This is a genomic window from Desulfofundulus sp. JL263-se (genome assembly GCF_056316025.1).
In genome coordinates, this window is the sequence record NZ_CM149993.1 from 1,576,959 (window position 1) to 1,590,788 (window position 13,830).

General features: G+C 46.8%; 13 protein-coding genes. All 13 read left to right on the forward strand.

Annotated elements, in window-relative coordinates:
• The 13 genes from folD to spoIVB all read left to right on the forward strand — a co-directional run bounded on the left by folD (position 1) and on the right by spoIVB (position 13,761).
• Positions 1-888 (forward strand): bifunctional methylenetetrahydrofolate dehydrogenase/methenyltetrahydrofolate cyclohydrolase FolD, encoded by an 888-nt coding sequence (gene folD / locus ACX4JR_RS07990; protein ID WP_476057560.1) that lies wholly within the window; start codon positions 1-3, stop codon positions 886-888.
• Between the two features lie 103 nt (positions 889-991).
• On the forward strand, positions 992-2,197 hold the full coding sequence (gene xseA / locus ACX4JR_RS07995) for an exodeoxyribonuclease VII large subunit (protein ID WP_476057561.1): 1,206 nt from the start codon (positions 992-994) through the stop codon (positions 2,195-2,197).
• A gap of 19 nt (positions 2,198-2,216) precedes the next feature.
• Positions 2,217-2,912 (forward strand): class I SAM-dependent methyltransferase, encoded by a 696-nt coding sequence (locus tag ACX4JR_RS08000; protein WP_476057562.1) that lies wholly within the window; start codon positions 2,217-2,219, stop codon positions 2,910-2,912.
• Positions 2,913-3,248: 336 nt separating this feature from the next.
• The gene (gene xseB, locus ACX4JR_RS08005; RefSeq protein WP_476057563.1) at positions 3,249-3,497 is read left to right on the forward strand and encodes an exodeoxyribonuclease VII small subunit; all 249 of its coding nucleotides are present in this window, start codon (positions 3,249-3,251) and stop codon (positions 3,495-3,497) included.
• Positions 3,497-4,387: a polyprenyl synthetase family protein gene (locus ACX4JR_RS08010; RefSeq protein WP_476057564.1), complete on the forward strand. Its 891-nt coding sequence runs from the start codon at positions 3,497-3,499 to the stop codon at positions 4,385-4,387. Before xseB ends, ACX4JR_RS08010 begins: the two co-directional genes overlap by 1 nt.
• A gap of 696 nt (positions 4,388-5,083) precedes the next feature.
• The gene (locus ACX4JR_RS08015; RefSeq protein WP_476057565.1) at positions 5,084-5,662 is read left to right on the forward strand and encodes a hypothetical protein; all 579 of its coding nucleotides are present in this window, start codon (positions 5,084-5,086) and stop codon (positions 5,660-5,662) included.
• A gap of 17 nt (positions 5,663-5,679) precedes the next feature.
• Positions 5,680-7,626, forward strand: a complete 1,947-nt coding sequence (dxs, locus tag ACX4JR_RS08020; RefSeq protein WP_476057566.1) for a 1-deoxy-D-xylulose-5-phosphate synthase — start codon at positions 5,680-5,682, stop codon at positions 7,624-7,626.
• A gap of 5 nt (positions 7,627-7,631) precedes the next feature.
• Positions 7,632-8,444 carry a TlyA family RNA methyltransferase gene (locus ACX4JR_RS08025; protein ID WP_476057567.1) on the forward strand — a complete coding sequence of 271 codons (813 nt, stop codon included), beginning with the start codon at positions 7,632-7,634 and terminating at the stop codon, positions 8,442-8,444.
• A gap of 121 nt (positions 8,445-8,565) precedes the next feature.
• On the forward strand, positions 8,566-9,429 hold the full coding sequence (locus tag ACX4JR_RS08030) for an NAD(+)/NADH kinase (protein ID WP_476057568.1): 864 nt from the start codon (positions 8,566-8,568) through the stop codon (positions 9,427-9,429).
• Positions 9,422-10,030, forward strand: a complete 609-nt coding sequence (mnmM, locus tag ACX4JR_RS08035; RefSeq protein WP_476057569.1) for a tRNA 5-(aminomethyl)-2-thiouridylate-methyltransferase MnmM — start codon at positions 9,422-9,424, stop codon at positions 10,028-10,030. The genes ACX4JR_RS08030 and mnmM overlap by 8 nt, the downstream gene beginning before the upstream one ends.
• Positions 10,027-10,482, forward strand: coding sequence for an arginine repressor (gene argR, locus ACX4JR_RS08040; RefSeq protein WP_476057570.1), 456 nt, complete (start codon positions 10,027-10,029; stop codon positions 10,480-10,482). The genes mnmM and argR overlap by 4 nt, the downstream gene beginning before the upstream one ends.
• Before the next feature lie 4 nt (positions 10,483-10,486).
• Positions 10,487-12,184 carry a DNA repair protein RecN gene (recN, locus tag ACX4JR_RS08045; protein WP_476057571.1) on the forward strand — a complete coding sequence of 566 codons (1,698 nt, stop codon included), beginning with the start codon at positions 10,487-10,489 and terminating at the stop codon, positions 12,182-12,184.
• A 323-nt stretch (positions 12,185-12,507) separates the two neighbouring features.
• Positions 12,508-13,761 carry a SpoIVB peptidase gene (spoIVB, locus tag ACX4JR_RS08050; RefSeq protein ID WP_476057572.1) on the forward strand — a complete coding sequence of 418 codons (1,254 nt, stop codon included), beginning with the start codon at positions 12,508-12,510 and terminating at the stop codon, positions 13,759-13,761.
• Positions 13,762-13,830: the final 69 nt, after the last annotated feature.

The following is a 13,830-nucleotide window of genomic DNA, read 5'->3' on the forward strand; positions in this document are numbered from 1 at the left end:
ATGGCGGCTAAGGTTATTTCCGGTAAAGAAGTGGCACAGCAAATTCGGGCGGAAATTAAAGCCGAGGTGGAAGAATTAAAACAAAAGTATAATGCTGTACCCGGGCTGGTAACCATTTTGGTCGGTAACAACCCTGCCTCCGTCAGCTATGTTACCGCAAAAAACAAGACGGCCAAAGAACTGGGCTTCAATTCCATCCAGGACAACCAGCCGGAAGATATTACCGAAGAACAACTTCTTGCTTTAGTAGATAAATATAATAACGACGATACGATTCACGGTATTTTGGTGCAATTACCGCTGCCCAAACATATAGACGCCAACAAAGTTCTCTACGCTATTAACCCCGACAAGGACGTGGACGGCTTCCACCCGGTTAACGTGGGCAGGCTGGTGATTGGCGAAGCAATATTCAAGCCCTGTACCCCTGCCGGTATACAGGAACTTTTGATAAGGGGCGGCGCCCAAATCGAAGGGGCAGACGTTGTAGTGGTCGGCAGAAGTAACATTGTAGGTAAGCCGATTGCCAACATGCTCCTGCAAAAAGGGAAAGGTGCCAATGCAACGGTTACTGTCGTTCATACCGGTACCAAGGATCTTGCCGCTCATACCAGAAGGGCCGATATTTTAATCGTGGCTGCCGGAAAGCCCAAAGCAATTACCGCCGACATGGTTAAAGAAGGGGCTGCCGTTATAGACGTGGGCGTTAACAGAATCGGCACTACGCCAGAAGGCAAGGCAAAGCTTTGCGGGGATGTTGACTTTGAGGCCGTTAAAGAAAAGGCCAGCTTAATTACCCCGGTACCCGGCGGTGTAGGCCCCATGACCATTACCATGTTGATGAAGAATACCCTGGAGGCCTTCAAGTACAGCCTCAGGAATAAGTAAAGCAGGACAAAGTGCTCTGCTTCAAGCAGGAAATTAAATGATCAGTTATAGCACAGGTGTTTCCACCTGTGCTATACTATTTTTGTGGAAAGGGAGGCTTTTCATGCGGACGCTTACCATCACGGAGTTAACCAGGCACATAAAAGATCTTCTGGAAAACGATCACCTGCTGGCCAACCTGTGGGTGGAAGGAGAAATCTCAAATCTTAAGCGGGCTGCTTCCGGCCACTTATATTTTACCCTGAAGGATGAATACTGCTCCATTCGGACCGTAATGTTTCGCTCCCGCGCCCGTTATTTGAACTTCCAGCTTGAAGACGGCATGTCCGTCCGCGTACGTGGATATGTATCCCTTTACGAGCGGGACGGGCAGTATCAACTTTATACCCTGGAAATTGAGCCCAGCGGTGCCGGGGCCCTTTATATAGCCTTCGAGCAACTAAAAAGAAAGCTTCAGCAAGAAGGACTTTTTGACCCGAAATTTAAAAAGCCCCTGCCGGCCTTTCCCGGGCGCATTGGCCTGGTGACATCACCCGTTGGAGCTGCGGTACAGGACATGATTAACATTATCCGCCGCCGCTGGCCCGGTATCGAAATAATTTTAGCACCGGTAAAAGTACAGGGAGATGACGCGCCCCGCGAAATTTGCTCCGCCATACAACTGCTTAACAGCATAAAGGGTATCGATGTTATGATTATCGGAAGGGGCGGCGGTTCCCTGGAAGAACTTTGGGCTTTCAATACCGAGTCAGTGGCCCGAAGTATTTTTAATTCGCGCATTCCCGTTATTTCTGCAGTAGGGCACGAAACCGACTTCACAATTGCCGACATGGTTGCGGATTTAAGGGCCCCTACTCCCTCAGCGGCAGCGGAAGTAGCTGTTCCGGACAGCCTGGAGACGCGCAGGTATTTACAAAACCTTTATTCCCGCCTTACCCGAACTATGGTTGAAAGGCTCAAAGAGCAGCGCCTGCGAATGGAGTACTGCCTGAAGAGTCCCGTAATGTTACGGCCTGTGGACACCATTTGCAGCCAGCACCGCCAAACCGTTGACCAGTTACAAAGACAGTTATTAAATTTAACGTCCCAAATCATTACCAGGGACCGCAGCCGCCTGGCTGAACTGGCCGGGCGCCTGGAAACCCTTAGCCCACTGGCTACCCTGGCCCGGGGTTACAGCCTTTGTACATCTCCGGAGGGAAATATTATCAGGGAAAGCCGGCAAGTATACGAAGGCAGCCGGGTTAATGTATATTTACATAAAGGATCCCTTCACTGTGAGGTAAAAGAGCGGCACCTGGAAAATTAATTTTAGGAAGGCGATTAATTTGGCGAAACAGTTATTTGACAACAAGGCCGCAACCTATGATCAATGGTACCAAACCAGGGCAGGTATGATAGTTGATAAAATCGAAAAAGAGGCCGTTTTTTCATACCTTCAGCCCCGGGCAGGGATGAGTGTGCTCGACATAGGCTGCGGTACGGGAAATTATTCCCTGGACCTGGCCAGGAAGGGGCTTAAGGTTACAGGCATTGACATTTCTTCCGGGATGCTGGCCAGTGCCCGCACCAAAGCTGCAAAGGAAAACCTGGACGTAAAATTTCTTCTTGCCGACGCCAGGCAATTGCCTTTTCCTGATAAATGCTTTGACAGCGTTATCGCGGTAAGTTCTTTGGAATTTTTACCGGATTTACGGGAGGCTTTAAATGAAGCATATCGAGTTTTAAAGCCCGGCGGCAAATTAGTGGTTGGTGCAATCGGCCGTAACAGCGCATGGGGCCGTTATTACATGGAAAAGGCACGCCGGGACAGCAAAAGTGTTTTCAACCGGGCCCGTTTTTATACCTTGGAAGAATTAAAAAACGCCATGCCGGGTAAGGATCCCCGGGCCCGGGCAGTTCTTTTCGTCCCCCCGAACTTCAATTACGAACTGGAGCAGGCGGCACAGGAACTGGAAGCCGCAGCAGTGGAAGCCGGCCGTACGGACGGCGGTTTCATAGTTGCAGTATCAATTAAGCAATGATTAAAGCTCCGGCACGCCCAATGCGCACATGCCCAGCGAGCCCTTAACCGCAGACATCGGTTAAGGACAGGTCAGAGTAATAATTATCCACCTTTAAAAGCCACTTATAACACCGGCTGCGATCAAAACCTTCTTTTTCTAATCTACCGCAAAACTTCCCACCCTCCCCGCGCAGCCGGCATCGGTAATCAGCAAATTGTTAGGCAGGAAAGGGACTTTTTTAATAGTCGGAGTGGTTACTTTTCATAGTTATCACCTCAATTTTATTATGCAAAATTAAAAATGTTTGTTGTTATTTATGTTATAATATGGGGAAATTGTAAGTGGAGGAATAATATGACCCACAAAGAAATTAATTTCGAAACAGCTCTAAATCAACTGGAAGAAATAGTACGACAATTGGAAAATGGACAAGTGCCTTTGGAAAAGGCACTGGAGCTCTTTACCGAAGGTATACGCCTTACCAAATTATGTAACAGCCAGCTGGATATGGCTGAAAAAAAGATACGGCTTCTTCTCAGTGACATTGAAGGAAAACCGATTTTGAAAGAAACAGATGATTTATTTTGTGGGGGAAGGGAATAATGGGTTTCCTCGAGCAGCTTAAAAATAAGGCCGCCCTGGTAGAGAAAGCCCTGGATACTTATCTGCCTCCCGCAGATACATACCCGCCTGTTATTCACGAAGCCATGCGCTACAGTATCATGGCGGGCGGTAAGCGCCTGCGGCCGGTATTGACCATTTCCGCAGCAGAAATATTAGGGAAAGACCCCGGTCCGGTAATGCCTGCAGCTTGTGCCATTGAATTGATTCATACTTATTCGCTGGTTCACGATGACCTCCCGGCAATGGATAATGACGATTACCGCCGGGGGAAGCCCACCAGCCATAAAGTATATGGAGAAGCCGTAGCCATATTGGCGGGGGATGCGCTGCTCACCCTGGCCTTCGAGCTTTTAGCCCGAACCAGCGAGGAGTGTGGGGTTTCTCCGGAAAAAGTACTCCGGGTGATTTCTGAGATCTCCCACGCATGTGGTACCGGTGGTCTCATTGGTGGTCAAGTAGTAGATATTTTGTGTGAAAACAAGCCCATAACCCCGGAAGAATTAAAGTACATTCATACCCATAAAACCGGCGCCCTTTACCGGGCAGCGGTACGTACGGGAGCCATATTATCCGGTGCCTCCGAAGAGGAAATTAAGCTCCTCACCGAGTATGCAGATAATCTGGGCTTGGCCTTTCAAATTATTGACGATATCCTGGACGTGGAAGGTGATGCCCAAAAGCTGGGTAAGCCTACGGGAAGCGACCAAAAAAATATGAAAGCAACCTACCCCTCCCTTTACGGCATTGCAGCAGCCCGGGAAAAGGCCAGGGATATAGCAATGCAGGCCGAAAAAACCCTTGAGCCCTTCGGCGATAAGGCCCAGTTTATGCGTGACTTGCTTTATTTCATTATATCAAGGGATTTTTGACATGTGTTTATTATTAACATTGCTACATTATTGAACATCATGCTATAATATTTTATATCATAATGCAGAGGGGTAAGTGACGCTGTATTCTAGTCAAGACATCCTTTCCTGAAGACGGGCCTAAAAATCCGTCAATGGCACACCGATGAAGTTCCTGGTGCTGGCTGCTGACGCCCAGTCGGGGGTCGGTACTGGGAGTTAAGGGGGTAGGGCGACCCACAAGGGCATGTGGACGTCGACCCTGCTCCCGCGGAGGCCCAAGTGCGTGGGAGTTGTTAAAGACAACGACTATGGCTTGGGGTATGAACCTGCACGTGGCCAAAAGTTGCGTGCAGTGTAGCCTGCCTTGAGTGGTAGCGGTGAATCCCTTGGATGCACACAGTTACTACCGGGCCCTACGTAACTGCGTGCTGGTGAAACCGCTATTGCAAAAGAGGCTAGGGAAAGGTATGTCTTGTCGGGGAAAGCCCCTAGACAGTTTGCGCTATGCAAGGCGGTATGGGCTTTGCAGTGCGGACTAAGTGGCAATCCGGCCCCGGGAAAGCCCCGGAAATCCCCTTAAAGGGAAACCGCCGGTCTGGCGACAGCCGGTGGGGATTTGGGAAAACCTGCCGGACCTAAGCCGCAACATTAACCCATACCGTCGTCCTTACCCCCGGCTTATAGATTACCTCATAATACATGAGGTGACTTTTTTTGAGAAATAATAAATCTACCGTTTCCGGTATTTACATAATTGGAATCGGTATAATTTCCTTTATTCTGGCAGCCATTTTTTTTGTCCTATCGCAGCTGCTGGCAGAAAAGCTGAATAATCTTTTAATATCGTCTATTTTTTTAATAATAATTATTTTAGTGGGCATTCTTTTTGATATTGTCGGAACCGCTGCCACTGCCGCTACGGAAACAATCTTTCATGCCCGGGCGTCCAAGCGCGTAACCGGAGCGAAGGAAAGCGTATACCTGGTCCGAAATGCAGACAGGGTAGCTAACATAGCAAATGATGTAATTGGTGATATAGCGGGCACCGTTAGCGGAGCCGTTGGTATTTCCCTCGTGCTTCAAATCATATCCTACTATCCCTGTATAAATAGATTTCTTCTTACCATGATTACCACAGCCATGATAGCAGCTCTTACCGTAGGCGGAAAGGCTTTTGGTAAGAAATTGGCTTTAAGCAGGGCAAACGAAATTATATTTATTGTGGGAATTATATTTGCTCATGTAGAAAAAATAACCGGCCTGAGTATTGTTCCAAAACGGCGCAAGAAATAATTACTTGATTTATAAATATGTACGGCAGGATAGAGGTGGAAACTTTGTCTAAAATTTTACCAAAGATAAATTCCCCCCGGGACTTACGCCGTCTTTCGCTATCGGAAATGGAAAAGTTGGCCCAGGAGATTAGGGAGGAAATTATTTACACCGTTTCCCGAAACGGGGGACATCTTGCGCCAAATTTAGGAGTTGTGGAATTAACCCTTGCCTTGCACAGGGTATTCTCTTCTCCCCGGGACAAGTTAATTTGGGATGTGGGTCACCAGTGTTATGCTCATAAACTTCTCACCGGGCGGCGAGACAAGTTTCATACCCTCCGCCAATTGGGAGGGCTGAGCGGTTTTCCCCGCCCGGAGGAAAGTGAACATGACGTTTTTGGTACAGGACATAGCAGTACCAGTATTTCGGCTGCCCTGGGCATGGCCATAGCAAGGGACTTGAACGGGGAAAAATACCACGTGGTTGCCATTATTGGAGACGGAGCCATGACCGGCGGGATGGCCTTTGAAGCCCTCAATCATGCCGGAGATCTGAAAAAAAACCTAATAGTGGTACTTAACGATAACGAAATGAGCATTTCTCCTAATGTGGGCGGGCTGGCCAGTTATTTTACACGCTTGAGAACCGATCCCATGTATTCCCGCGGTAAGGATGAAGTGGAGCAGCTTTTACGAAAAATACCGTCCATAGGCCCTACGGTATTAAAGGTTGTTGACAAGTTAAAAGACAGCTTGAAATACCTTGTGGTACCAGGCATGTTTTTTGAGGAACTGGGTTTTTTCTATTTAGGTCCAATTGACGGGCATAACTTACAAAGCCTTATTACTGCCCTTAAACAGGCAAAGTCCACCCCAGGGCCTGTACTGGTACACGTTATCACACGAAAAGGCAAAGGTTACCTGCCGGCCGAAAACAATGCCGACAAATTTCATGGAACCGGTCCTTTTGACATTTCCAACGGAAAATCCACCAGCAGCAAAAAAATTTTGTCATATACTGAGGTATTCGGTAGAACCCTGGTGAAGGAAGCCCGGCATAACAAAAAGATAGTGGCCATAACAGCGGCAATGACCAGCGGTACCGGGCTGACCGAGTTTGCCCGGCTGTATCCCGACAGGTTTTTTGATGTAGGTATTGCCGAACAGCATGCGGTAACCATGGCAGCGGGCATGGCCCGGGCCGGTTACAGGCCGGTTGTAGCCATATACTCCACCTTCCTGCAAAGGGCTTACGACCAGGTGCTGCATGACGTTTGCCTGCAAAATTTACCGGTGGTTTTTGCTATAGACCGGGGCGGCCTGGTAGGCGACGACGGTCCCACTCATCACGGGCTGTTTGATTATGCCTATCTCAGGTCAATGCCTAACATGACAATTATGGCCCCAAAGGATGAAAATGAACTCCGCAGTATGATAAAGACAGCCCTGGAACATCCCGGTCCTTGTGCAATCCGCTACCCCCGGGGAGCAGGACTGGGGGTTCCCCTGGATGAAGACCCTCCGACAATTCCTATAGGCAAGGCGGAAGTATTGTGCGAAGGCAATGATATTACTTTTATTACTTCCGGCAACTGTACCGCATTGGCGGTAAAAGCTGCAGAGGCCCTGGCAGCTCAGGGCATTCAGCCTACGGTTGTTAACGCCAGATTTATAAAGCCCCTTGATACTGAATGCATATTACGTTATTCTACTCGGACGGGCAAAGTAATCACCGTTGAAGAACATGTTTTGCCGGGCGGTTTCGGAAGCGCCGTTCTGGAATTATTGAATAAAAACGGCAAGGATAATTTGCAGCTTGAGCGGGTAGGGATACCCGACACCTTCGTAGAACACGGTAAGCCGGATTTATTGCGGGCCAAATACGGTTTGACGGTAGATTACTTAATAGATAAAGCCCTTAAAATGACCGGGTGCCGGCAAGCCCGGGTAAAAAAATTGGAAATACGGGCCGGAGGTTTTTAAACTCCATGGATTCAAAACAGGCCAAAAGCAGACTGGATGTTCTCCTGGTTAATAAGGGGCTGTTTCCTACCAGGGAAAAGGCACGGGCCGCAATAATGGCCGGCCAGGTATTAGTTAACAACCAAAGGATTGATAAACCGGGAAAAAATGTTGATATTGAGATCCCCATAAAAGTTCTCGGGCGCCAAAAATATGTAAGCAGAGGAGGCCTTAAACTGGAAAAGGCCCTGAATTCTTTCGGCATTAATTTGGAGGGAAGAATTGTTCTTGATGTCGGTGCTTCCACCGGCGGGTTCACCGACTGTGCACTGCAAAACGGGGCTAAAAAGGTTTATGCCGTTGACGTTGGATATGGCCAGCTGGACTGGTCATTGCGTAACAATCCCAAAGTTGTGGTAATGGATAGAACCAACATAAGACATCTGGAAATTGATAAGTTTGACGAAATACCCGATTTCGCCACAGTGGATGTGTCCTTCATATCCCTTACTCTGGTATTCCCGCGGGTGAATATATTAACTACTGCAGACGCTTCCGGTGTGGCCTTAATTAAGCCCCAATTTGAAGCAGGACGGGAAAAGGTAGGAAAAAAAGGTGTTGTGCGCGACCCGGCCGTTCATGTGGATACTATAAGAAAAGTAACAGGGACAGCAATTAACCTGGGCTGGGGCATCCTCGGCCTGGATTATTCTCCCATTAAAGGCCCGGAAGGAAACATTGAATATCTTTTATATTTTGCCAAAAACGCTCCCGTTATCTCCAACCTGGAAAATATTATAAGAAATGTTGTAAAATCAGCCCACCTCAATCTCAACTGAGGGGCTTTTTTCTTCTTATTGATTTAAAAATGAATCTTAAAGAGGAAAATAAGTAGTATTATAGTAATAGTTTTAATGTAATATTTACCTTATTTTTAAGCATTCAACAGGGGGTATTCCTTTGAAAACCATAGGAATTTGGGTAAATATGGAAAAACAGCAAGTGGTGGAATTAATAGCAGAAATAGTACAGTGGCTCAAATCCAGAAAATGTAACGTTCTTCTTGAGCATCGGGCGGCTTTAAAGCTGAGCACGGATACCCCCGGAGTAAACTTTCACGAACTTAACAGGCAGGCCGACTGCCTGATGGTATTGGGCGGAGACGGCACCCTTTTAAACTGTGCCCGAATGACTGCACCTTATGGTACGCCCCTATTCGGAATCAACCTGGGCCACCTGGGTTTTTTAACAGAAACAGAACTGCCGGACTTATTTACGTCTCTGGAAAAATTGTTGGAGAACCGTTATTCAGTGGAAGAACGGATGATGCTACAAGCCCGGGTAATCCGGAATAAAAAAACGGTTGAAAAAACAATTGCCCTAAATGACGTAGTCATTACCAAAAGCGGCTTTGCCCGCATTATTGCGCTGGAGACACTGGTAGATAACCACTTTTTCACCACTTACCCGGCTGACGGCCTGATAATATCCAGCCCTACCGGTTCAACTGCCTATTCCCTTTCTGCCGGTGGGCCGCTGGTAGCACCAAACCTCGATTTAATGATCATTACCCCTATTTGCCCCCACGCCCTCTGGGCGCGCCCGCTGGTGATTTCTCCCGATAGTGAAGTTAAAGTAACGCTCCTTTCTGATCAAAGGGAGGTAATGCTTACTGTTGATGGGCAGCACGGATTTAAACTTCAGCAGGGGGATTCCGTTATGGTCAGCCGGGCGCCTTACCGGGCTAAATTTTTAAAACTAACGGACCGTAGCTTTTTCAGTATTCTTAGACAGAAACTAAAACAGGGGGACAGGAATGGGTAATTATTCATTTTTCAGTAAAATGGGTGATTCCCCTAGGGCGACAAATATAGCCCAGGGTTTTATCGGGGAAATACTGAAGCCCGGTGACATTGCCGTCGACGCAACCGCGGGAAACGGAAATGATACGCTGTTTCTGGCCCAAAGCGTTGGGAAGATGGGCAAAGTTTATTCCTTTGATATCCAGGAGGAGGCCCTGGCCAAAACTTATGCCCGCTTGCAACAAGCCGGCTTGACCGACAATGTTGTTTTGCTGGCCGCAAGCCACGAACATATGGGAGACTTTATTGACAATAATTCCTGCAAAGCCATAATGTTCAATTTGGGTTACCTACCCGGCGGCAATAAGAACATAACAACCCTCCCCCAAACGACCGTAGAGGGAGTTAGGCAGGCCCTCAGGCTACTTTCCCCCGGGGGACGCTTAAGTATAGTGGTTTATCGGGGACATCCCGGAGCCGTGGAGGAGGCCGGTGCCCTGGATAGCCTTATTTCATCCCTGGACGGGCGCTCTTACTGGGTGGCGCAAATTACCTTCCCTAACCGTGATCCCCGCGCTCCATACGTTATTCTGGCACAAAAGAAGGCGGGTGCTTTAAAATGAAGGCCCAGCGGCAAAAAAAAATTTTAGAAATAATATCTAAACAACCAATAGAAACCCAACAACAGCTGGCCGCTGAACTACAATCCGCCGGGTTTAACGTTACCCAGGCAACGGTATCCCGGGATATCAAAGAATTAGGGTTGATTAAAGTAACTGGAAATAACGGTACCGTGTACTACACCGCTCCTGAACGCACCTTTTACCCCAAAAATGATGAGCGACTTAAGAGATTCTTCAAAGATTCAGTTATTTCAATAGATTTTAGTGAAAATTTAATCGTAGTAAAGACCTACCCCGGGGAAGCCCAAGGCGTGGCTTCCGCACTGGATCACACCAATTGGAAGGAAATAATCGGCACGGTAGGTGGAGATGATACGATACTCATTATTGTCAAACCTAAAGAAGCTGCGCCCGTTGTTATGAAGCGCCTGGCCGCCCTTTCCGGGAGGTGATTACATGCTTTTAAGCCTGGAGATAACTAATTTTGGCCTCATTGAACACCTGGAGTTACAATTTAAGCCCGGGCTCACCGTTTTAACGGGAGAGACCGGGGCCGGAAAATCAATTGTTATTGAGGCCTTGCAGGTTGCCCTCGGAGGAAGAGCATATGGTGAATATATAAAAAGCGGTGCAGAAAAGGCCTTGGTTCAGGCAATTTTTGAGTTAAAAAAATTACCCGATCTGGAAAAAAAGCTGTCAGATTTTGGCCTGGAATGTGAAGACGGGCTTTTAATCTTGACCAGACAACTTTCCAGGTCCGGGCGCAACATATGCCGCATAAACGGACAAGTTACCACTTTGCAGCAATTCAAGCAAATAGGCAGTTATTTGTTGGACATGCACGGGCAGCACGACCAGCAGTCCCTTTTAAACCCATCCAGACATATGGACTTGCTGGACCGGTTCGGTGGGGATAAACTGCTGGGTATAAAAGAAAAAGTTGCCGGGCTATATGCAACGTGGCAATCAGCCAGACGCAAACTCGACAAGATTCGGCTGGATTTCAGGGAGCGGGCCAGGCAGGCAGAAATGTTGCGCTTTCAAGTTGAGGAAATCGACACCGCCTCGTTATCGGAAAATGAAGAAGAGATTTTAATAGCGGAAAAAACGCGCTTGGCCAATGCCGAGAAAATTTTTCAACTGGCCCAGGCCGGATACGTTGCCTTATATGCAGGAGAAAACAGAATGCCATCTGCTGTTGACCAGTTGGGCCGGGCAGTGGAATACCTGGAAAAGTTAAAAGAACTTGACGACAGCCTGGTTCCGCTACTGGAAACGGTATCCTCCGCCTTCTATCAGGTTCAAGAAGCGGCCCGGGAACTGGTTTCCTACCGGGACAGCATTGAATTCCAGCCCGAACGCTTGGAAGAAATAGAAAGACGGCTCAGCGAAATTTCCCGTTTAAAAGCGAAGTACGGGGACTCCATAACAGAAATATTGACATACAGGAATACCGCGGCAGCCCAACTGGAAGAACTGGATAACAGCGAAATACGGGAAAAAACTCTGGAAAAAGAAGTCAAAGAACTGGAAGATTCTTACAAAGAAATGGCAACAAAACTCTCTTCGTTAAGAAAGGACGCTGCCCAAAGGTTAAAAGAAGCCGTGGAAAAAGAATTAAAGGACCTGGAAATGCAGGGAGTTACAATGGATGTAAAAATAAGCCCTTTAACACCCGGCCCCCATGGCCTCGAAGATATAGAGTTCCTCATTTCAACCAATACCGGTGAACCGCCTAAGCCGCTGGCCAAAATTGCCTCAGGGGGAGAACTTTCCAGAATAATGCTGGCCTTCAAAAGCATCTTGGCGGCGGTGGACCAAATTCCTTCCCTTGTGTTTGACGAAGTAGATACAGGTATAGGGGGTAAAACCCTTCAGGCCGTGGCCCGTAAACTGGAAGAGTTAAGTCAGCACCGCCAAACCATAGTTATTACCCATGCTGCTCCTATTGCTGCATTAGCTGATACCCACTATTACGTTTATAAGCAATCTGTTAACGGTAAAACTATTACCCAGATCTCCCTCTTGGAAGAGGAAAACAGAATTCAGGAATTAGCCAGAATGTTAGGAGGAAAGGAAATATCCCGGCCGGTTTTGGAACACGCCCGACAGCTTTTGCGGCAAAAGCAAAAAATTTGCAATTCAAGCGCTTAGGCCGTTAAAAACACGGCCTTTTTTTTTCGGAAAATGAACAAAAAACTAACAACGTTATTCTGACCCTTGAAAAATGTGAATCTGGCAAGCAGCGACATATATGGGTGGAATATTAGGATTCTGCTCAGGTCAACTTAATAATACATTCTCTCCTTTAGTTTTTCGTTGTTTTTCAACATAAAATTACTACACAAATGGAGGTGAAATTGTAATAACCAAAAATCCAGGGAGGGATTGACCTGAGCAGCCATCGTCGTAGAAGAATTTGCTTATATCTAATATTATTTTTTCTCATTTGCTTTATTTTATCCGGAGTCTTAAGTATGATGGCTTTTCCGCCTTACAAAGATCTGGTCGCTGGTGACAAACTTGAACCGGACCTCCCCGTTCCCCAAGCGGTCTTAAAAAATATCAGTATTCATATTAATTATGCTGATGCAAATACTTTGATCCTTGACGGTTCTGCCAGTAAGAATTTCTCCTTCTCACCGGGTGATAAAATTCCAGTTACCAATACCCCGGGGAAATTATACATGCAAGTAAAGCTTTTTGATCTGATCCCTATCCGTGAGATGGTTGTCAACGTAGTTCCCAGGGTAAAGGTTATTCCCGGTGGACAATCCATAGGAGTCCTTTTGCACACCCGTGGCGTAATGGTTGTCGGCCTCGCAGATATAAAAACTTCTGGGGGGAAAAAAGTTAATCCCGCTGCAAAAGCCGGAGTAGCGGTGGGGGATATCATACTAAAAATCAACGGAAACGAGATTAAAAGCGACACCCAGGTTCGGGACATAGTAGATAAATATGGAAATAAGAAAAAACCTTTAATCTTAAAAATAAAAAGGGGTAAACGTATTTTTTCCACTACATTAAAACCCGTATATTGCACGGAAACCCACCGTTATCGGATGGGCCTTTTTATAAGGGACAGTGCAGCGGGAGTGGGAACCCTTACCTTTTACCACCCTCCCAGCGGCTGTTACGGCGCTCTGGGACATATGATTACAGATATTGATACGTCGCAACAAATTAATCTAGCTGACGGCTGCATCGTAGGAGCTAAAATACAAGGTGTTCATCCGGGAAAAAAGGGTCAGCCGGGTGGAAAAATTGGCCTATTTGAAGGAGAAAGTCAATTAATGGGCAATATTACAAAAAACACTAAATACGGGATATTTGGTAATCTGGAACATCCGGTTACCAACCCGATTTATAACCAGCCCATCCCTGTAGCCTTAAGCCATGAAATTTCAGAAGGTCCGGCTACAATTCTTACTGTGCTGAGAGGTAACAAAATTGAAAAATATAATATTGAGATTAAAAAAGTATTACCAATGTCTTATTCAGACGGAAAAGGACTTATAATCAAAATAACTGATGACAGGTTACTTAAATACACCGGCGGAATTATACAGGGAATGAGCGGAAGTCCGATAATCCAAAATGGCCGTCTGGTAGGAGCTGTTACCCATGTATTTATTAACGATCCTACTCGCGGTTATGGTATCCTGGCCCAGTGGATGCTAGAAGAAGCAGATATATTCTCGGAAAAAAATAACCTTAAAAAAGTTTCTTGAGGCAATAAGCCTCATTTTTTTTACTCGGAAAAAAATTCCAAATAATTGCCATCTTATTAGGAGGAAATT